Origin of the sequence: Pseudoalteromonas sp. S3431 (genome assembly GCF_000690035.1) — a bacterium.
In the GTDB taxonomy this organism is placed as follows: domain Bacteria; phylum Pseudomonadota; class Gammaproteobacteria; order Enterobacterales; family Alteromonadaceae; genus Pseudoalteromonas; species Pseudoalteromonas fuliginea.
In genome coordinates this window covers 38,761-58,833 of record NZ_JJNY01000052.1, presented here as the reverse complement: position 1 = coordinate 58,833, position 20,073 = coordinate 38,761, and the positions used below count along the sequence as shown (strand labels likewise).

Sequence of the window (20,073 nt, the reverse complement as noted above, 5' to 3'; positions counted from 1 at the left end):
ACCTAGTGGGCTAAGTAAGAATCGAGCAACAAAGAGTTAATCGTCCCTAGAAAGAACCCATTGGGCAGCGCATGTTTGGTATTTATGCTGCGTTATCGCCTATTTATGGGGAATAACCACACTACATAGGCTCTGCCTTGCCTAAAAACCAAACATACTGCTGCAAATTCAACAACCAAAGGTCAACACGCCCTAGGTACAATCGCAAAAAATAATCCTAGCAAAATAAATAACACGCCACTGATCTGTAATAGTAATTTTTTCATATAACACACCTCATTACTTGTTAACTTGAGTATAATTTAAGCTGCATTAAAATCGACTAAAAGAGTGTTACAAACTGTAAAATCTTCAATTTCTATTCGCCATCACCATGATATAATTAGTCAAATGCCCTAAAATATCGCCGTCATGATAGCAACAATTACACAGCAAGATGCCGCGACAGAACTTGTCGCTAACTACCTAAATACCATTGCAAACCAAGGTTTTACCGGAGATACCGACGCAAGTTATGCAACGCGTATTACCGCTTCAACCGATAACAGTGTGTATCAGCAAATACCGCAAGGTGTTATTTTTCCAAAAAGTGAAAAAGATATTCAGCTCGCATTGCAAACAGCATCTCGCGACCCGTTTTTATCATTAACTTTTGGTCCTCGTGGCGGTGGAACAGGCACTAACGGACAATCGTTAACACCTGGTATTGTTGTAGATTTGTCTCGCTATATGCGCGAAATCCTCGAAATAAATGTAGAAGAAGGCTGGGTACGCGTTCAAACCGGCGTAATAAAAGATCAACTTAATGACTTCTTAAAACCTTATGGTTTTTTCTTCTCACCCGATTTATCTACTAGTAACAGGGCAACTATTGGTGGAATGATAAGTACTGACGCCTCTGGGCAAGGTTCGTTAGTTTACGGAAAAACAAGCGATCATGTTTTAGGGCTTACAACTTATTTAGTCGATGGCACACCTATGTGTACCTCCCCAATAGACATCGACAAAGCAAAAATTATAGCCGAGCAAGACTCTCTAATTGGTCGTTTATATAAAACAGTTTTAGATATTTCAGTTAATGAACGCGCAGCTATTTTAGCTAAGTTTCCACGGTTAAATAGGTTTTTAACCGGCTACGACCTAGAGCATGTACTAAGTGATGACTTACTTACTTTTGACATGAGCCGACTAATAACAGGTTCAGAAGGCTCATTAGGTATAGTAACTGAAGCTAAATTAAACCTAACACCGATTGCTGAATTTAAAACCCTTATAAATATCAAGTACGATAGTTTTGACTCAGCACTTCGTCATTCACCGTTTTTAGTTGATGCACGCGCAACATCGGTAGAAACCGTAGATAGCAAAGTTTTAAACTTAGCGCGTGAAGACATCATTTGGAATTTAGTATCGGACTTAATAACCGACGTACCAAATAAAGATATGCAAGGCCTTAACATGGTCGAGTTTAATGCAGTATCAAACGATGATATAAAAGACAAAGTAGACACGCTTTGTAAGCTTCTAGATGAATGCGTAATAAATCAAACTAATGGCGTTATTGGTTATCAGTTAACCAGTGATAAAAGCGATATACTAAAAATTTACGCAATGCGTAAAAAATCAGTGGGTTTATTAGGTAATGTAAAAGGCAGTCAAAAACCACTCGCCTTTGCAGAAGACACTGCAGTACCCCCTGAAAATTTAGCAGATTATATTGTCGAATTTAGAGCATTACTCGACAGTCATAATTTACAGTATGGTATGTTTGGCCATGTTGATGCGGGGGTTTTACATGTACGCCCAGCACTTGATATGTGCGACCCAGAACAAGAAAAACTACTTAGAACTATTTCAGATCAGGTCGTAAAACTAACCGCTAAGTACGGCGGTTTAATGTGGGGCGAGCACGGTAAAGGTTACCGAAGTGAATATAGTCCTGAATTTTTTGGTGAGCATTTATATACACAACTTCGTAAAATAAAAACAGCTTTCGATCCTAACAACCGTATTAACCCCGGCAAAATATGCACTCCTATCGATAGTGAAGACTCACTAGTTAGTGTAGATGGACAAAAGAGATCGCACTTCGATAAGCAAATATCAATAGAAGTTAAAACCAGTTTTAACAATGCAATGACCTGTAATGGTAATGGCATATGCTTTAATTACGATGAAAATTCACCTATGTGTCCATCGTATAAAGTAACTGGCGATCGCCGTAATTCACCAAAAGGACGCGCAAGTTTAATGCGCGAGTGGCTTCGATTACAAGAGTCAAAAAATGTAGATTTGCTCGAAGTAGAAAAGCAACTTAACAAAGGTGAAGTCATTACCTGGTGGGAACGTTTCGTTCATAGCCGCGAAAAACGAAAAGGTATTTACGACTTTTCTCACGAAGTAAAAGCGTCAATGGATGAATGTTTAGCGTGTAAGGCATGTACAACTGCTTGCCCTATTAAAGTAGATGTTCCTACTTTTCGTTCGCGCTTTTTAAATTATTATCATAGTTATTATGCGCGTCCGCTAAAAGATTACCTGGTTGGTAACATAGAAAACAGCGCGCCATTAATGGCAAAGTTCGCTAAAGTCATAAATCCAATTGTTAAAACATCATTAGTAAGCAATGTTATTAAAAAAACAGTTGGCTATGTTGATACACCACAGTTAAGTATTCCTGCACTTTCAAAGCGTGTTACTAAAACACAAAAATTTGATTTTGATTTATTAAATAAATTAAATGCAGAGCAACAAAGTGACTATGTATTAATAGTACAAGACCCATTTACGAGCTTTTACGAAGCGGAATTAGTAGAAAGTTTTATTACTTTAATAACCCAACTTGGCAAAAAACCAATGCTATTACCTTTTAAACCAAATGGTAAACCGCAACACGTAAAAGGTTTTTTGCATGAATTTAAAGTTACAGCTAAAAATGCAGCCGAGTTTTTAAATAAATTAAATGATATCAATGCACCGTTAGTCGGTTTAGATGCCTCACTCGTTATGTGTTACCGCGATGAATATAATACAATTTTAGAAAATAACCGTGGTGAATTTAACGTGCAACTTGCCCATGAATGGTTAGAGACCCAATCGTTTAAATCACTAAGCGCACAGCAAAATACAGATACCGAATTTACATTACTGAGTCACTGTACTGAAACAACTGCATTGCCAAAAGCGGCAAATGTTTGGCAAACAATTTTCAATGATATTGGTTTAACATTAAAAACAACAAATACAGGTTGTTGTGGAATGGCGGGAACTTATGGCCACGAAGCACAAAATCAAGATAACTCACGTGCGCTTTATGAAATGAGTTGGAAACCAATTGTAGATAAAAATAAACCAGAGCAACTTTTATCTACGGGCTTTTCTTGTCGTAGCCAAGTTAAACGTTTTGAGAAATTTAAACCAAAACACCCAATTGAATTACTCGCACAGGTACTTAGCTAATAAAAGTTAAAAAAAAGGCGTAACTTAAAAATAAGTTACGCCTTTTTTTATTAATACCCATTCGCTTAATTAAATGATCGTTTTTGAGGCTGGAAAAACGCCTTGATACCTCGGCAAAAAATTCACTAATTTTTATAAAAGCTATTTAGATTTTTTAGCGAAACTGTCTGCAATTGGCTTTGTACTTATACCGTGAATAAATACACTAAACAAAATAGTCGTCATTGCTATTGTCGCTATTTGATATTTGTTTTCTATTTTCGTATCTATCACCATCAATGTAAAAACAATTGATGCTAATCCTCTTGGTCCAAACCACGCAAATGTAAAACGCTCTTTGATACTCAATGCCGTAAACTGCAATGACAACATAACAGGAATTATTCTAATCAATGTTGTACTTAATAAAGCGTAAATTATAATTTCAGTATTTAATTTCGGGATAACTAAGTAAGCACAAACAAACCCAAACAAGCACCAAATCATTAGCGATGTAAAATCTGCGATGTGCTCTGAGTCTTCAATTAATTCTGTTCTAACTTCTTCAGTCGAAAATTTATCAAATAATAAACCTGCAATAAACACCGCAATAAATCCACTGCCATGAAAATACTGAGTGACAGAAAAAACAGCCATAGCAAAACCGAGTAATAAAAATGGACTGGTATTTTGTGCAAAGTAATGACGTTTCATTGCAAAGTTTAAACTCGGTATAAAAACAACAATACTTGTAATGGCTATTAATAAAGCCAAGCCAAGTTCTCGTCCAAACACGCTTAATGTTTGTGTGGCGGTAATAGCTGAATCCGGATTTTTAGCGAGTAATATAAATATTAAGAATATGGGCACGCATAATCCATCGTTCAAACCACTTTCAGTATTTATCCCTTCACGTATTTTTTCAGGCACTTGTGTACTTGCTAGTAACCCTTTACTTAATGCTGCATCGGTAGGTGTTAAAATAATTGCGAGCAACGCCGCTTGAATAAGTGAAAGCTCAGCAAAGAAAAATAAAGCAACAGCAATACCAAGTAATAATGTTAAGGGTAGGGCAACAAACAATAGTAAACTAGGATACTGAAAACTATGCCTTAATACACTTAGCTTTGATTTAGCTGCATCTGAAAATAAAAATATACTTAGCGTAAGCTCTATAAATGGTAATAAAAGATCAACGCCTTCTTTTATTTTATGTCCTTCGTTGGGTAGCATAAAAGCTAAACATATTCCGCCGACAACAAAAAACATTGGACCTGTTACTTCTGTTTTTTCTAACTGGCGAAGTGTTAAAGAATAAATTAAAAATAGTCCGCCTATAAATGCTATTACTAAATACTCCATTAAATTTTCCTTTTAAGTCCTGATTTTGCTCGCTCTTTAATATTTGTTTGAATATAAATTTGATCGGTAGTCGCAATTTTAGAATGACCTAAATCTTCTGATAAATGTTTAAGCGGTCTAGTTTGCGCATCATGTGTAGCACCAGTATGACGAAGCCAATGTGCAGTTGCAGCGCCAAGTTGTTCAGCATCATCTTTAAAACCATCATCAAGTAATGATTGCTGAGCATAATCAAAACTTTGTTGAACTAAACGCCTAATTTGCCTTACGGTCATGCCACCTTGACCGCGAATTTTATGAACTAACGGCTCAGACTCATCAACCCGAGGAAGGGCAGGTAGCCCTCGATATAATCTGTATCGTTTTAAATATTCAACAAAATCATCACTTAAGGTTACATCTCGTAATTTATTACCTTTACCCATTATACGTAAAAACCAAAATCCATCATTATCTTGCCAAAAATGAGACATTACCGGCGACCATTGTGGGCGCTCAGATAATTCTGAAATTCGTAAATAAAGACCTTTTAAGCAGGCAAGCGTAAATAAGTTTCGCTCTAAATCAGGGTTATGTTCGCATAAATCACGCGTTACACCAAAAACGTATTCCCATTGAATATCACTTAATGTATCAGGAATTTGAATTTGTGATTGAACAACTAAATACGGGCTATTTTTTTTAACAACAGGGACAAAGTTCGCGAATGTTTTTTCTTCGAGTAGGGCAAACTTATAAAATACATTTAAGGCAGTAAACATGGCCGATAAAGTTTGTTGGCTGGCAGTTGATTCTTTTAGCATAAAAGGGCGCCAATTTTGATTTAATCTACGAATTCCTTGCTCATCTTTATAACGCCATTGCACTGAAGTTGCAGCCCATTCTTTATCAGGTTCAACCATAAAATCAACGTAAGCTTCAATATCTTCACGTTTTAAATCGAATACTGATTTTTCTGCTATTAACCACGACCATAAATAAAAGCGTTCAAGTTCATTTCGAAAACGGCTATAAGTGGCTTCTGACTTTCGGCCATAAACATATAAAAACTGATATAAGAATGTCAGATCGGCTTTTGATTCAGTTACAGTCAAGCCAATTTCCTGTATAAAGGATGCAAGTTCTGGGTATTCTGAATTTAGAGTACCGTCATCTAGATGGGCAATTTGATATCTTAATTGTTTTAACGTATCAACCAAAGCAACAAGCATAATGTATAAATATTCAATTAAATAATAGGCTTACAGAATAACGTTAAAGTCCGATACTGTCTAGTATTGGACATAGTAAAGCTCTAATTATTTTAATACCACGATTATTCTATGGTTGTTGGTTGCTATATCTTATTAAGGAAAAATCATGAAAAAACTAATTATACTAAGCGTACTTGCTTTAACTGTTGCGTTAACTGGATGTGCTACTACAGGTAGTGCATCACCAAGCGAAAAACGTTCACTTGTACAAAGTATGAAAACAAATACATTAGATAAATTATACGCTGAAAAACCTGACGTTAAAAAACAAATTGCTAATTCGGCTGGTTACGCTGTTTTTGATAACGCGAACGTAAATGTTGTTTTAGCCAGTTTTGGTGGCGGTTACGGCGTAGTTAAAAATAACCTTACTGGTAAATCGACTTACATGAATATGGGTGAAGCCGGTTTAGGGCTTGGTTTAGGTGTAAAAGATTTTAACGTTGTAATGGTTTTTCATAACCAAGCTGCACTAAATAGATTTATTGAACATGGTTGGGCATTTGGTGGAAACGCTGATGCAGCAGCAAAATATGAAGATAAAGGCGGTGCACTGGTTGCCGAAGCGATTGCAGATCAAGTTACTGTATATTCTGTAACCGAAAATGGCCTTGCACTACAGGCTGTATTAAAGGGAACTAAGTTTTGGGTTGATTCAGAGCTTAATTAACCACCAAATTACTCTCCTAAAAGCGAGCTGGTTTGTATAATCACGCTCGCTTTATTAAAATCCAATCAATTTAACATAACGTAATTTATGGGTTGTTAATATTTACTCTAAGATTGTACACTTACGTTATGTAAGCTTCACTAATCTTTTTAAATTTATTCGACATTGATTTATTGTTTAATTCCTTCCCTTTTAGTTCCGATAACTAATCAGTATCTCTCACTATTCGACCACAACTATTTGAAAGTGAATGATTAATTAGTCGTTATGTAATAGCATGTAAAGCTAATGCGCCAGTTGAAAAAACTAGTAACTATAATTTATCGGGTGTATTTACCTGAAAAAGGTGCGTAGGCAGATTGTAAGATATCTACGGAAGATCATACAATGTTTACTTCTTAAGGGATTGTTAAACCTTCTAATGTTCAGTTAATACTGCGATACAAGTGGTCAACTAGACAAACCGAATCTATGAATAAAATACTTAAAGAAAATCACATAACACAATATTTATACCTATCTGATTTACAAAGCCAGCTATTAGATATTGTTGGTGAACTTTCAACGAAAACAGGAAGCTAGTTTTGACTATTCTTTTTAAATATATGTCTAACAAAAGAAATATCTTTTCAGATGGGTTTATACGATTAACACAGCTTTCCGCATTGAATGACCCATTTGAAGCCACTTTCTCTTATGGCGGCTTAGAAAAATTAACACAACATATAAATGATGACTTAATTGATAAACCTAGATTTGAACATAATCATATAAAATATGTGAATGAAAATAAGTATAAAATAGGTGTTATAAGTTTTTCAGAGTCTAAAGATAACTTACTTATGTGGGCTCATTATGCGGATGAGCATAAAGGGCTCCTCGCTGGTATTTATTATGATGAATTAAATAGGTTCGAATCTAATATTTTTCAAAGCCTTTTCACATCGGATTTTATCGACTCACAATCACTTCATATGGATTTGTTTTATAAAGGGGTTATGCAGAAAGTCAATTACAGGAAAACACATCGCTATACTAATGATATATTTGATAATGATTATTCAAATATATCCTTAGAAGGAAGTGAAAGGATTCTATATGAGATATTTTTAGGGAAAAGTGACGAATGGATTTATGAAAAAGAACACCGGATTATTTTACGCTTAGAACAATCTGATAGAGTTATTATCCATGATTCTGATTTTTTGATTAAAATGCCTCAATTTCAAAGCTTGGTAGACCCTGGTTTTATTACGAAAGGTGAAAATTCCGAAAATTTTATAATTGATTTATATAAAATTGATGATGAATTTTCACGCTCTAATCTTGCAAAGAAATTATTACCATATGCTAGTGACCCTAAAACAATATTTATGATGAAACTTGATAAAAGGTCTATTTTTCAATGTGTTTTAGGACTTAAAACAACTTATAACAAAGATAATATACTAGATGATTATGGCTTTAATATTGATATATATCAGGCTTGCCTATCTTCTAATAAATATGAGTTAGATTTTAAAGATGTTTACACTCGTTATTAATAAAAACGACTGCGTTAAATTTTACTAAAGGGCTTTCGCCCTTTTTTGATTTGCAACATACTGTAATTTATGAATTATAAGGCATAGAACTACATTACTTGATAGATTAGATCATTAAATTATTTTCAGCCTAACATTTTCGATATTGAGTTTTTTATCAAAATTATCGGCCAATTTTTCAGTTTCACTAAAAACAGTATTCCAGTATTTTATACGTGTATCTGCATCGAGATCGGTAAAGTCGTTTCTGTCTGGGATTTTTCCGTAAGGTAAGCTTGCTATAAATTCTTTTGATGGAGTGATCATCACCACATTATCGTAATTAAGTGGTGATACTTTACGTTTTAAATTTTTATCGAACCACCCTGCTTTTGGTTCTGAATTAAAATGCGGATATAAAATAAGTCCTGGGTTATTAATTTTTAAATCAAAGTGGTAATCAATTATTCCGCCATCGCGATATATTCCTTGCGGCGAGCCTGCAATATTTTTTATGCCTTGCATAACAAGTGGTATAGAGCCCGATGCAAGTAATGCATCTTTTAAATTATTTTGAGTAAGCGCTATGTTTTGCGTTTTAAAATTGTAGCTGTCGGTAATTGATAAGTCACTTGTTGCAGGACCAAATATAAAACGCTCATATTGCGAGCCTAATAATTTTCGGTTAACGCGGTTTAACATATAACTTTTTGATAAACCCATTAACTGTATTAATTTATTTTCGCTGGCAATAAAGCCATTCGATTTTGCTACTATAAAGTGCGCTTTAAATGTTGGGTTATTTATAATTTCGGTTACGCCGTTATCGCCAAAAACATCTTCAAGTAATGCGCGCGCTTTTATTGTTATTTCACTAGGTGTTGGTTTATTACTTGAATACCTAGTTTGCGAATACGATTTTGCTAAGCGCTCAATCGCAGCAACAGGATCGTTTTGTGCAAAACACGCAGAGCGAAAAGCGCCAGCAGATGATCCAATTAAATTAAGTGGTTGGGTACGGTTTTTAAAAAATTCACCAAAAATATATTTATCTAAGCCAAATAATGTAAACCATTTAGGACCGCCACTTGCACCTAAAAAAGAGGTGAAAAGTTCAGGTTTAAAGCCCTGTTCGTTAATAATTTTAGCCGCTGTTTTCCCTGCGTGAATCTCGATCATCTAAAAAATTGTGCCTTTTATTTTGGTTGCTTTAGTTATTTTCATAACACTGAAAGTGAATATTTATGCAAAATAAAAAGCGGCTTTATGTTGCCATAAAACCGCTTTTTATAGTTAAGTATGCTGAGTTAGTCCCAAATGCCGTCTTCGCATTTACCCTGTACTTTTACATCTTTTACTTTAAATTCGGGCTCTAAACCTTTGTCTCTTTGTGCGTGGTAATCGCTCGTGACAGACAAAATAGTCGGCGTTAACAGTATAATAGCGATAACGTTAACCACTGTCATTAACCCTAAGGCAATATCGGCTAAATCCCAGACTTCTTTTAAGGTCGCCGATGCGCCCCACAACATCATTGATAAATAAAGCAAAGTGTAAATGCCGCGCCCTACTTTGTTGTCGAGCTTAAAGAGGTGCAAGTTACTCTCTGCATAGGCGTAGTTTGCCACCACCGATGTAAAAGCAAATAAGGTTATAGCGGCTGCTACAAAGTAAACACCACCTTGTGCTAAATGAGCGGTCATCGCGCTTTGTGTTAAACGAATGCCTTCCATTTCGCCGCTAATATCTATATCGGCTAATAAAATGATCACCGCGGTACAGCTACACAGTACTATTGTATCGAAAAATACGCCTAGCATTTGTATGTAACCTTGCGTTACAGGGTGATTAGGTATTGGGCTGGCACTTGCTGAAGCATGCGGAACACTACCTGCACCGGCCTCATTAGAATATAAACCACGTTGAATACCGTTTTTAATGGCAGCGCCCATTGCACCGGCGCCTGCTTCTTGTAAACCAAACGCTGATAAAAATATATCTTTAAGCATGGCAGGTACTTGCGTGAAATTTATAATCGTAATAATAACGGCGGCAAGTACAAACACAATGCCCATTATTGGCACAACACGCTCTGCAAATCGGGCAATTGCCTTAAAGCCACCGAGTATAATTGAGCCTGCTAGTACGGTAATAACCAGACCTGAATAAAATGTAGGAACTTCAAACGCGTAATTAAGTGCATCGGTAATTGTGTTCGTTTGCATTGCACTAAACGTAAAGCCGTAACCTAAAAATAAACATGCGGCAAACACAATGGCAAATGCCCGGCTACCCAAACCTTGTTGAATATAATACGCAGGCCCGCCTCTAAACTCGCCACCACTATCGCGCACTTTATATACTTGCCCAAGTACGCTTTCAGCAAAGCCTGTAGCCATGCCCAATATGGCTATTACCCACATCCAAAATATAGCGCCGCTGCCGCCAAGTGAAATTGCAACCGCTACACCGGCTAAGTTACCGGTACCTACTCGTGCACAAAGCCCTGTACACAACGCTTGGAATGAGGAAATATCGTTTTTCTTACATTTGCTACTGCCTTTTAAAAGGCTAAACATATGTTTAAATTTAAGTATTTGAATTGCTTTTAATCGTACTGAAAACCATACCCCCGTAAACAAGAGTATATAAATAAGTACCTGCCCTTCTCCCCATAAAAGGTTGTTTACGCTTTTGACGACGGTATCGAACATTGCTAATTCCTTCTTATATTTTTTATATTAATACCCTTTTTTGGGTATAACGGCATTTGCTTACGACATCGACTAAAAATTTAATGCAAATAAGGCAGCTAAGCTGCCTTAAAACTATACATTATTTATTTTGCAAATGAACTCCTGCAATCATGCACCTAACTGAGCCACCAGCCGACTCAATAGTAGGTATTGGTAATGGCACAAGCTTAGCCGTTTTTTGTATAACTGTTATTTGTGCCGGTGTAAGTGCATTAAACGCAGTTTGCGATAAGGCTAAAATACGACCATTTTTACCTTGTAGCTCAATAGCATTGCCACAAAAGTTATTAATTTGCTCAAGCGTTAAATCGATCACTTGATGATGGCTTTTTAAAAAATGTTTAGCTAACTGTGCACGTTGATTAATTGGCACCATATTTAAACTGATCATTACAAATTTTGTAGCAATACACATTAAAACATTAGTGTGATAAACCGCAGTTCCTTGCTCGTCATATGCGTTAAACACTATGGGTGATAGTTTTAATTGCTCACATATTGTATTAACCACCGACTTGGTAGTTCTTTTTGATTCTACCGCGTAAGCGAGTTTATTTTGATGATCGATAACCAGTGAACCAGTGCCTTCAAGAAATGAATTTTCTTTCGATAAAAATGAATAATCAGTCACTGAAGACACTTTATAGTGATCCGTTAAAAAATCAATAATATCTTTTCGATATTCTAACCTTCTGTTTTCTACAAACATTGGATAGATTATTAATTGGCCACTTTGATGAGTTGAAAACCAATTGTTAGGAAAAACTGAATCGGGAGTGTGTGTTTGCTCATCTTCAAAAAGGTGAACTGTTACCCCTTCATTTTTTAATATTTGTACGGCATTAGTCACTTCTTTAAATGCTTGTTCACTTTGATTTTGTGCTAAACATTCACTTTGAAATGCGTTATCGAGCATTGTGTGTGGGTTAGATGTAAAGTGATGCGGTCTTACCATCACTACAGCATTGGGGGCTTGGTTTACTTCGCTCATGCAACGTGCTCTTTTACTAATGGTTGATCACTAAGCACTGAAAATAAATTACGAGGGTCCGCTTGTTGTGTAATTAAATCAAGCAAAGCAAACTCGCCCGTTTTAATTAACTCATCGCGTATAAATACCAGTGCGGTAAAGTCTTCGCTCGCAAAGCCAACGCCGTCAAAAATGGTTAATTCATCTTGGCTAGTACGCCCAAGCGACTGCTTATTAATAACTTTATGAAACTCAGTTACTGTAAAGCCTGGACTCATTTGTTGAATTTCGCCCTCTATTCGAGTTTGCGGCTCGTACTCAACAAATACATTAGCACGCTCAAGCAATCTAGCATCTAACTCTGTTTTACCTGGGCAATCACCACCTATGGCATTAATGTGCACACCTTGTGGGATCATGTCGTTTGTTAAAATAGTAGCGTTAGTTTTATCAGCAGTACAGGTAGTGATAATATCAGCCCCTTTTACTGCCTCTTGTACACTATTACAAATAGCCACGTTTAATCCGCATGCACTTAAATTAGCAAATGCTTTTTTAGAGGCGCTTTTATCTATATCGTATAAACGAATATGCGTAATACCTAGTACCGCTTTAAAAGCGAGTGCCTGAAACTCTGATTGAGCGCCATTGCCTATTAAAGTAAGGGTTGTTGAGTTTTTAGGTGCTAAATATTTAGCTACCATTGCAGAAGTTGCGGCTGTACGTAGTGCTGTTAGTAAACACATTTCGCTTATCATAACCGGATAGCCACTATCTACATCGGCTAAAATACCAAATGCAGCGACTGTTTGAAGTTCTCTAAAGGTGTTTTTTGGGTGCCCATTTACATATTTACAGCTGAACATTTGGCCATCACTTACAGGCATTAGCTCTATTACACCCTCTGGTGAGTGTGCTGCATAGCGAGGTGACTTATCAAACTCAGTCCAACGGGCAAAGTCGGTTTCTAATTTATGTGTTAGATCTAGCAGAACGTTTTCGACCCCTAAGCTATTTATGAGCTTAGCCATTGCCTGAACGCTAACAAATGGAACGCCTTGTTTTGGCTGTGCTATAAAATGACTCATGCTGAAACCTCTTGAATAAATGTATTAGTTAATTTAAAACAAGTTTAGCGAGGCTACGTGCTATTTAATATGGTAATTAATTACACAAATAGTACTAGTTTTTATCATTTTGCTATGCAGTTATACACAATTTATGTATTTTGGTCAGTAACTTCTTTTAAAGGTTTGATTTATGACTCCCTATATTTATGACTCTCTTGATAATGCTTTAATAGCTGAATTACGAAAAGACGGCCGCGCTTCTATTTCAGCTTTAGCCGGTTCTTTAAATGTATCACGCGGGACAGTTCAAAATAGGTTAGACAGATTAGTTAGCTCAGGCGCAATATTAGGGTTTACTGTACGCGTTCACGAACACATAGAAACAGAAGCCGTGCGCGCAATTATGATGATAGAAGTCGTTGGTAAATCTACCTCACAAGTAATTAAAACAATGCGCGGAATACCCGAGCTTATAAAATTACACACCACCAATGGTGCATGGGATTTAGTTGCAGAGCTTCAAGCTGCAAATTTAAGTGAGTTTGATGGAGTGCTAAGGCAAGTACGCGAAATTGACGGTATTTTAAATAGTGAAACAAGCATATTGCTTTCATCAACTTAAGTTATTTTTAATATTTCAATTTAAAAATTTTGGAATGAATAATACCGCAACTTCAAGTTCCAGTATTATTCATGATTTGGGTATCCGATTGGCTTAATTGTAACGATACTCGCTTTGTGAGTAGTTATGCGTATTGCTGATCTCAAATTGGCTTTGCTGCGCTAAATATGACCGACCTGCAGCTAAGCCTAATTTATGATCAAAACGCAAATCGTTATTTGAACTACCTAATAATTTGCTATGCAATTTTTCGTCTGCAAAAATTTGTATTATTTCCACATCACTTGGTGGATTTGCAATAAACTCAAGCTCATCTAAATACGCTTTTTCGTGCTGTATTAAGTAGTCCAATGTTTTTGGACAATAACCTGATGCAATAGCAAATGTTCTTAGCTTTTGCACCCATGCAGATTGCGCTTGAAAATTAGCATCAACTGTTCTTATTACCACAATTTTACGAGCGCCTCGGTTGTAAGCTTCACGCACGGGTAGTGGTGCTGCTAAACCGCCGTCTAGATAAAAGTCGCTCTGTGCTTGCTCTTCAGCAAGGTGTATTTCGTTAGCCGCTTTTGCATTTAACCAAGGTGTTAACTTTACACCTTGTTTGTATAAAAACGGCAGTGCGCTAGAAGCCTTTAACAAATCACGCCATTGACCACTATCACCATTTGGCGATAAGTAATAAGCTTTTCTGTCTCTTGCATTTGTAGCTGTTATAAGTAGTTCACGCTCACCTAAACTCGTTTTCGCTGTTTTGAAATCTATAGCTCTGTTTACTTCAGTGGTTTTGTCAAAGTACCAATCTAAATCAACTATGTGTTTACCCACTAATCCACGACCAAGCTGAAAAAAACGCTTATTACGCGAAAGCCCTCTGATCAGGCGTTTAGCGTAGCCTTTTTGACGCGCTAAGTAGCTAGTTAAGTTTTGCGAACCCGCTGAAGTACCAATGAATAAATCAAAAGGGTCATAGCTTTGCTCTAACCACGCATCAAGTACGCCCGCTGTGAAGATCCCTCGCTGCCCGCCACCTTCAGCAACCAGTGCAACTTTTGGTTGCGCTGTTTTGTTAACTGAATTAGCTGTTGCGCTATTTAGAGACTTCACGGTGAACCTACCTTTATTTAATGATGTTTGGTTTAATACATACATTATAAAAAATAAAAGTGATATCTTAAAACGGATTGTTTAAATCAGTTCGATTGATAAAACAGAACGCTATATAGTTACTAAATCCACTTACTATAAGCTAGTTATTTAAAAAAAGACTGGTTTTAAACTTTGCAGACATCACATAAATTAATTCAATGTATAAATGAATGTTCTTTAATTGATGCCTGCAACATTAACAGAGGCAAGGTGTACGCTTGCTTAACTACACTATCTAAACTAATAGTTTTTGAGCTAATGTTTTATTTCCATTAAAATTTCGAGTGCACGGTGGCGTTTTTCACTATCGAATACATCATTGGTAAATATAAACTCATCTACTTCTAGCTGTTTCGCTATCATCTCTAACTTGTGTTTAATACTTACATGTCCTCCTACTACGCTTAGGCTTAAAAAGTTCTCTACATGAGCGCGTTCTTGTTCGCTCCATAACCCGTCCATGCTTTCAACAGGTGGTTTTAGCCACAGCTCATTACCGCGTATAAGTTCGAGTACACGTTGCTTAGAAGTAGTCGACAAGTATTGCGCTTCATCGTCGGTATCTGCAGCCACTAAAGGCAGTGCAAGCATTACGTATGGCTTATCAAGTACGCTTGATGCTTTAAATTCGCGCTTATACAGCGCTATTGCATCGTGCACGAAGCGCGGTGCAAAATGTCCTGCAAATACATACGGTAACCCTTTTTGCGCCGCTAGTTGCGCGCTAAATAAACTCGAGCCTAATAACCAAATAGGCACGTTTGTGTCCTCCCCCGGTATAGCACGTACAGGGTGTGTACCATTGTAAGGACCTAACAATGTTTGCAGTTCAGTTACTTCACCTGGGAAGTTTTCTGCACGGCTCATATCGTTGTTTAATGCACGACTCGTTACAGGGTCGCTACCTGGTGCGCGCCCGAGTCCTAAATCTATTCGCCCTGGATATAAGCTCTCTAATGTACCAAATTGTTCAGCAACAACTAATGGGGAGTGGTTTGGCAGCATAATACCGCCCGATCCAACGCGTATCTTTTTGGTATTACCTGCAATGTGACCAACCAAAATTGAAGTGGCCGCACAAATTATACCTGGCATATTATGATGCTCAGCAAGCCAAAAACGGTTAAAGCCAAGCTCATCAGCACGTTGAGCGTATTTAGTACTTTTATGAAGAGTGTTAGTAACGCTGTCCCCTTTGATCATGGGGGCAAGTTCTAATAACGAAAAAGGAATGGAATTTAACAAAATAGCAGCTCCTAAAAATGCATGCTAATAATGGATTACATCATTAGCATAAAACACTTAAATGGGTCTGCTATTAGGTCAATTCAAGTTACGCAGTGGTATTAGAACAAAATAGGTATATGTTATTTTGCTCTAAGGTATTCAGGCAAGCTGTGCATCACGTTGGCGCAGCTTTTTATAGCCTTCTGAATCCACGCCTTTTTTCCAATACCCTGAGGAAAAAATATTACCGCGTGGTATATTAAATTGCTCTGTTAGCAGTGCTTTTGCTTTACGAACAAGCCCAGCTTCCAATGCCATAAATACAATGGGAGGCTCTGCTGTAATGTGCAAATTTTGAAGCGCGCTAAGTAGCGCCTCGTCAGCGTTGTCGGTAACAAGCCAATTAACATCGCGGCTTGTTTCTAAATCAATAATATCTTTTTCGGTGGGTACATGTACAAAGGCATCAATTTTTGAAATTAAAGGTAATTGCTGCACATACCCTTTTATTGCATTTACCGATGTTAAATCGCCGAGCAATACATAATGCGAATGCGCATAATTATCTAGCTTTTTAGGGCCAGGACCTGCAATACCTAACTCGTCGCCTACTTTTGCAATTTTAGCCCAGTCAGTTGCAGGGCCTTGGTGCATATTTATAACAAAATCAAGTGTTAGCGCGCCTGTTTGTGCATCTACATGCCTTATTGTGTATGATCGCATACAGGCTGTTTTTAAGTTAAAATCTACTTCACCATCTTTTGGAAATAGTACTTTTACATAGTTACCAATGTACTGTGAGGTTAAGTCGTTAAAATCTTCAGAGCCTACAACAATGCGCTGTAAATGCGGTGTGATTTGCTCTGTACTTAATACGTTGGCTTTGCGAACTTGTTTACTCATGTATTACCTCGTTTTACAAAACTTAGACTTTAATACCAACCTGCTATAAAAAGCAGGCATTGCACAACGCCCCATTGGTTGATAAAATCAACTATAACAAGTTAATTGACTTTGTCAACTATATTGAGAGTTCTATGAATACACCTTTATCAAATACGCTGTTTGAATTAATGCAAAATTACCGTGTAACAATTCGTGAAGCAATTAACGCAGGCGAACTGGGTATTAATGCTATGCACGTACGCTGCATACATATTATCGCGAACGTAAATAACTGTACGGCTAACGATATTGTTACTAAAACGCAGCGCGATAAAGCGCAAATAGCACGTTTAATTAAAGATCTTATTAGCTTAAATTTAATTAATAAACAGGCGAGTGAGCACGATAAACGCTGCTTTATTTTATCGCTCACAGAGCAAGGTAAAGTTCTTTTTGATAAGTTATTAGCCTCAGAGCAAAAAATAAATAATCAAATGTGTAAAAACTTAAACCCTCAACAAATCAAAGACTTTTTAGATACCGCACAACAAATGATCAAAAACATGGATTGATCAGCCATACATTCTTGGCATAACTTACACAAAACGCATATACTGTACACTTATACAGTATATGCGTTTTAGGTTGTGTTATGTTTGTCATTCCCATTTATATAGAAGCAGGCGTGTGTGGTTTTGAATCACCCGCAGCGCAGTACACCGAGCTAGGTGTAACCCTTGATGAGCTTTTAATAAAGCATCCAGATGCTACGTTTATTGGTATTGCATCGGGTAACTCTATGCAAGAAGTCGGAATTTTTGAAGGTGACTTATTAGTTATCGACCGTGCAGAGCCGGTAAAAAATGGTGACGTTATTGTTGCTAACTTAAATGGTCTTTTTGTATGCAAACTGCTTGATAAAACCAATGCGCGGCTGCTTTCAGCTTCCTCTTTACATAAGCCTGTACAACTCACCTCTGCAGACGAGTTTCAGCTCGAAGGCGTAGTAACGCTATCAATAAGAATGCACAGGCAAAGCCCAGAGTTACTAAAATGTATGCCTTAGTTGATGCTGTGTCATTTTATGCCAGTGCCGAAAAAGTATTCGACCCTGCTATTCGATCCAAACCCGTGGTTGTACTTACTAATAACGATGGCTGTGTATGCGCTATTTGCCCTATTGCTCGGCGCTTAAATATTCCTAAATTTGGCCCGTACTTTAAAGTTAAACATTTACTTGAGCAAAACAACGTTGTTATTCGTTCTAGCAATTACGAGCTTTATGCTGATTTAAGCGACAAGATGATGAATATTATTGGCCGCTTTTGCGATACACAACACATATACAGTATTGATGAATCGTTTTTGCACTTTAATGGCTACACATCATTAATTAAAGACTGGCACGAATACGGCCATACAATAAGGCGCGCAGTGTGGCGCGAAACGAAGCTTCCTGTAGGTGTAGGTTTTGGCCCAACCCCTACTTTAGCAAAAGCTGCTAACCACGCTGCTAAAAAGCTCAGTGGTTTTAATGGTGTAGCAGTAATAAATAGCGAACAAACTCGCCAAGCTATTTTACAAAGAATGAGCTGCGAAGATGTATGGGGAATAGGCCGGCGACTAGCTAAAAAGCTTAAAATAATGAATATACACACCGCCTGGGATCTTGCTCAGCAAAACCCTAAAGCAATGCGCCGTGCATTTAGTGTGGTTGTTGAACGTACTGTAAGCGAACTTAACGGGATAACATGTTTAAACTGGGATGATGTACGACAAGACAAGCGAGAGGTTTTTTCGACCCGTAGTTTTGGAGAGCGCATATGTGAGCCAACAGCCCTTAAAACGGCGCTAATTAACCATGTAACCACAGTGGCTAATAAACTAAGAGCGCAACGTTCGCTCACTCACCAGCTTTATATTTTTGCAGCCAGTGGCGCGCACGAAAATAGATATTATAAAAAGTCGTTTGTGTATAAGTTCCCCTCACCCACTAACGACACCTGCGTGATGGCTAATGCTGTATCTGAGGTATTTGATCAAATATACCAACCTGCAGTTAGGTTTTACAAGTGTGGTGTAGGCGCTTTAGAACTTACGTCACAGCAATTTCAACAAAGTGATTTGTTTAACCAACGTACTGACAACCCACAATTAATGAGTTGCCTAGATGCTATAAATACACGGTATGGGAAAGGAATGCTTAGTTTAGCTAGTAGTAAATTAAATGACCGGTGGCACATGAACCGTGATTTTTTGTCGCCACAGTACACCACGCGTTGGCGCGATATCCCTAAAATATACTGCGAATGATTTACTACTTACTAGATGCTTTGTTTACTTTCATCTGCTTTTTTAAATGTGCACTCTACACTGGGTTTGCTCAATGTGTACTTGAGTGTGTTATCAGCTAAAAATCGGATACTTTGGCTAATTGTTTTTTCGTTTATTGCATCTTCACAACGGCTCATTCTTAAACCGTTTTCAAGGCCATCACTTTTATATTTAAGTGTGCTGGTTATAAAACAAAAGTTTGGTTTTTTAATGGTTCGGGTACCATTGTGGAGCGATCCAAATATAATTTGCTTACCTAGTTTAAAACCCGCACTTGCATCACTTTCATCTGTCAAACTCAAATTACTATTAACACATAATCCAGAATTAGCCGACACAACTTCGTAGGCTCCCAATTTTGACTTTAAAAGCGGTATAAATCGTGTTTTATTACTCGGCTCAGAAAAAGCATTTGCACTTGTAAAAGCGACAGTTAATAAAGCGAGTGTTAAATATTTCATTTCGTGGGTATATCCTCGTGAGTCAGCGTGTTAAATAATAGCAAAATGCCTAATCACTTAGCTTTTATAACTTTTAACAACTATAACAGAGATTTACTATAAAAGGAGAGAAGTCGTATTCAGGAACCAAGGCGTGAGCAGCTAGCGGAAGCTTTGCTCGACTATTACTTATCTTACATGTGTAAGCCAGTAAGGTAACGCAGAAGCAATTACCGAGCTCACTAGGTTACACACCTCGTGCCGCGATTAAATCCCTCTAGATTGAATACGTTTAAATCCACAAAGATTCCTCCTAGATACTGCATTACAAACCGTTTTGCTGTTAAGTACTTTAGTTAATACGTACTTAAACA

At 37.2% G+C, this 20,073-nt stretch carries 17 protein-coding genes; 7 read left to right on the top strand and 10 right to left on the bottom strand.

All coding sequences use genetic code 11. The annotated features are described in order from the left end of the window. Positions 1 to 411: 411 nt before the first annotated feature. On the top strand, positions 412 to 3,459 hold the full coding sequence (gene ydiJ / locus DO88_RS06150) for a D-2-hydroxyglutarate dehydrogenase YdiJ (protein ID WP_033040020.1): 3,048 nt from the start codon (positions 412 to 414) through the stop codon (positions 3,457 to 3,459). Positions 3,460 to 3,600: 141 nt separating this feature from the next. On the opposite strand, the gene DO88_RS06155 is transcribed toward ydiJ, so the two are convergent. Together DO88_RS06155 and DO88_RS06160 are read right to left on the bottom strand one after the other, a co-directional pair. After that, positions 3,601 to 4,800 carry a cation:proton antiporter gene (locus tag DO88_RS06155; RefSeq protein ID WP_033040018.1) on the bottom strand — a complete coding sequence of 400 codons (1,200 nt, stop codon included), beginning with the start codon at positions 4,798 to 4,800 and terminating at the stop codon, positions 3,601 to 3,603. Beyond that, the gene (locus DO88_RS06160) at positions 4,800 to 6,011 is read right to left on the bottom strand and encodes a tyrosine-type recombinase/integrase (protein WP_033040017.1); all 1,212 of its coding nucleotides are present in this window, start codon (positions 6,009 to 6,011) and stop codon (positions 4,800 to 4,802) included. Before DO88_RS06160 ends, DO88_RS06155 begins: the two co-directional genes overlap by 1 nt. Before the next feature lie 148 nt (positions 6,012 to 6,159). Between DO88_RS06160 and DO88_RS06165 the strand changes: the two genes are divergently transcribed. After that, positions 6,160 to 6,723 (top strand): YSC84-related protein, encoded by a 564-nt coding sequence (locus DO88_RS06165; protein ID WP_024605345.1) that lies wholly within the window; start codon positions 6,160 to 6,162, stop codon positions 6,721 to 6,723. 584 nt (positions 6,724 to 7,307) lie between these two features. Further along, positions 7,308 to 8,267 carry a DUF2971 domain-containing protein gene (locus DO88_RS06170; RefSeq protein WP_157600363.1) on the top strand — a complete coding sequence of 320 codons (960 nt, stop codon included), beginning with the start codon at positions 7,308 to 7,310 and terminating at the stop codon, positions 8,265 to 8,267. A 114-nt stretch (positions 8,268 to 8,381) separates the two neighbouring features. Here DO88_RS06170 and DO88_RS06175 read toward each other — a convergent pair whose 3' ends face one another. The 4 genes from DO88_RS06175 to DO88_RS06190 form a co-directional block, all read right to left on the bottom strand. After that, positions 8,382 to 9,425 carry a patatin-like phospholipase family protein gene (locus DO88_RS06175; RefSeq protein WP_033040012.1) on the bottom strand — a complete coding sequence of 348 codons (1,044 nt, stop codon included), beginning with the start codon at positions 9,423 to 9,425 and terminating at the stop codon, positions 8,382 to 8,384. Positions 9,426 to 9,553: 128 nt separating this feature from the next. After that, positions 9,554 to 10,960, bottom strand: coding sequence for an alanine/glycine:cation symporter family protein (locus tag DO88_RS06180; RefSeq protein WP_024609079.1), 1,407 nt, complete (start codon positions 10,958 to 10,960; stop codon positions 9,554 to 9,556). Positions 10,961 to 11,081: 121 nt separating this feature from the next. Then, the gene (gene ctlX / locus DO88_RS06185; RefSeq protein WP_033040010.1) at positions 11,082 to 11,993 is read right to left on the bottom strand and encodes a citrulline utilization hydrolase CtlX; all 912 of its coding nucleotides are present in this window, start codon (positions 11,991 to 11,993) and stop codon (positions 11,082 to 11,084) included. After that, complete coding sequence (locus DO88_RS06190; RefSeq protein WP_033040007.1) at positions 11,990 to 13,060, bottom strand: ornithine cyclodeaminase; 1,071 nt, start codon at positions 13,058 to 13,060, stop codon at positions 11,990 to 11,992. Before DO88_RS06190 ends, ctlX begins: the two co-directional genes overlap by 4 nt. Positions 13,061 to 13,232: 172 nt before the next feature. Between DO88_RS06190 and DO88_RS06195 the strand changes: the two genes are divergently transcribed. Then, on the top strand, positions 13,233 to 13,664 hold the full coding sequence (locus DO88_RS06195; protein ID WP_007377579.1) for an Lrp/AsnC family transcriptional regulator: 432 nt from the start codon (positions 13,233 to 13,235) through the stop codon (positions 13,662 to 13,664). Positions 13,665 to 13,757: 93 nt separating this feature from the next. Here the strand turns inward: DO88_RS06195 and DO88_RS06200 are convergent, their stop codons facing one another. From DO88_RS06200 to DO88_RS06210, 3 genes are all read right to left on the bottom strand, one after another. Then, positions 13,758 to 14,771 (bottom strand): patatin-like phospholipase family protein, encoded by a 1,014-nt coding sequence (locus tag DO88_RS06200; protein ID WP_033040005.1) that lies wholly within the window; start codon positions 14,769 to 14,771, stop codon positions 13,758 to 13,760. Positions 14,772 to 15,068: 297 nt separating this feature from the next. Further along, positions 15,069 to 16,058, bottom strand: a complete 990-nt coding sequence (locus tag DO88_RS06205; protein WP_033030862.1) for an LLM class flavin-dependent oxidoreductase — start codon at positions 16,056 to 16,058, stop codon at positions 15,069 to 15,071. Between the two features lie 141 nt (positions 16,059 to 16,199). Continuing rightward, positions 16,200 to 16,943 (bottom strand): siderophore-interacting protein, encoded by a 744-nt coding sequence (locus tag DO88_RS06210; RefSeq protein WP_007377582.1) that lies wholly within the window; start codon positions 16,941 to 16,943, stop codon positions 16,200 to 16,202. Between the two features lie 134 nt (positions 16,944 to 17,077). Here DO88_RS06210 and DO88_RS06215 point away from each other — a divergent pair, with 134 nt between their 5' ends. The 3 genes from DO88_RS06215 (at position 17,078) to DO88_RS06225 (ending at position 19,238) form a co-directional block, all read left to right on the top strand. After that, complete coding sequence (locus tag DO88_RS06215) at positions 17,078 to 17,497, top strand: MarR family winged helix-turn-helix transcriptional regulator (RefSeq protein ID WP_007377583.1); 420 nt, start codon at positions 17,078 to 17,080, stop codon at positions 17,495 to 17,497. Positions 17,498 to 17,577: 80 nt separating this feature from the next. Next, entirely contained in the window at positions 17,578 to 17,991 is a 414-nt protein-coding gene (locus tag DO88_RS06220) for a S24 family peptidase (RefSeq protein WP_007377584.1), read from the top strand. Beyond that, entirely contained in the window at positions 17,979 to 19,238 is a 1,260-nt protein-coding gene (locus DO88_RS06225; protein WP_033040003.1) for a Y-family DNA polymerase, read from the top strand. The genes DO88_RS06220 and DO88_RS06225 overlap by 13 nt, the downstream gene beginning before the upstream one ends. An 11-nt stretch (positions 19,239 to 19,249) precedes the next feature. Here DO88_RS06225 and DO88_RS06230 read toward each other — a convergent pair whose 3' ends face one another. Continuing rightward, complete coding sequence (locus DO88_RS06230) at positions 19,250 to 19,720, bottom strand: hypothetical protein (protein ID WP_007377586.1); 471 nt, start codon at positions 19,718 to 19,720, stop codon at positions 19,250 to 19,252. Positions 19,721 to 20,073: the final 353 nt, after the last annotated feature.

Excerpts from the sequence above, each read along its gene's own strand:
- ydiJ (WP_033040020.1), top strand. The coding sequence starts at position 412 with ATGATAGCAACAATTACACAGCAAGATGCCGCGACAGAACTTGTCGCT.
- DO88_RS06155 (WP_033040018.1), bottom strand. The coding sequence starts at position 4,800 with ATGGAGTATTTAGTAATAGCATTTATAGGCGGACTATTTTTAATTTAT.
- DO88_RS06160 (WP_033040017.1), bottom strand. The coding sequence starts at position 6,011 with ATGCTTGTTGCTTTGGTTGATACGTTAAAACAATTAAGATATCAAATT.
- DO88_RS06165 (WP_024605345.1), top strand. The coding sequence starts at position 6,160 with ATGAAAAAACTAATTATACTAAGCGTACTTGCTTTAACTGTTGCGTTA.
- DO88_RS06175 (WP_033040012.1), bottom strand. The coding sequence starts at position 9,425 with ATGATCGAGATTCACGCAGGGAAAACAGCGGCTAAAATTATTAACGAA.
- DO88_RS06180 (WP_024609079.1), bottom strand. The coding sequence starts at position 10,960 with ATGTTCGATACCGTCGTCAAAAGCGTAAACAACCTTTTATGGGGAGAA.
- ctlX (WP_033040010.1), bottom strand. The coding sequence starts at position 11,993 with ATGAGCGAAGTAAACCAAGCCCCCAATGCTGTAGTGATGGTAAGACCG.
- DO88_RS06190 (WP_033040007.1), bottom strand. The coding sequence starts at position 13,060 with ATGAGTCATTTTATAGCACAGCCAAAACAAGGCGTTCCATTTGTTAGC.
- DO88_RS06195 (WP_007377579.1), top strand. The coding sequence starts at position 13,233 with ATGACTCCCTATATTTATGACTCTCTTGATAATGCTTTAATAGCTGAA.
- DO88_RS06210 (WP_007377582.1), bottom strand. The coding sequence starts at position 16,943 with ATGAGTAAACAAGTTCGCAAAGCCAACGTATTAAGTACAGAGCAAATC.
- DO88_RS06215 (WP_007377583.1), top strand. The coding sequence starts at position 17,078 with ATGAATACACCTTTATCAAATACGCTGTTTGAATTAATGCAAAATTAC.
- DO88_RS06220 (WP_007377584.1), top strand. The coding sequence starts at position 17,578 with ATGTTTGTCATTCCCATTTATATAGAAGCAGGCGTGTGTGGTTTTGAA.
- DO88_RS06225 (WP_033040003.1), top strand. The coding sequence starts at position 17,979 with ATGTATGCCTTAGTTGATGCTGTGTCATTTTATGCCAGTGCCGAAAAA.
- DO88_RS06230 (WP_007377586.1), bottom strand. The coding sequence starts at position 19,720 with ATGAAATATTTAACACTCGCTTTATTAACTGTCGCTTTTACAAGTGCA.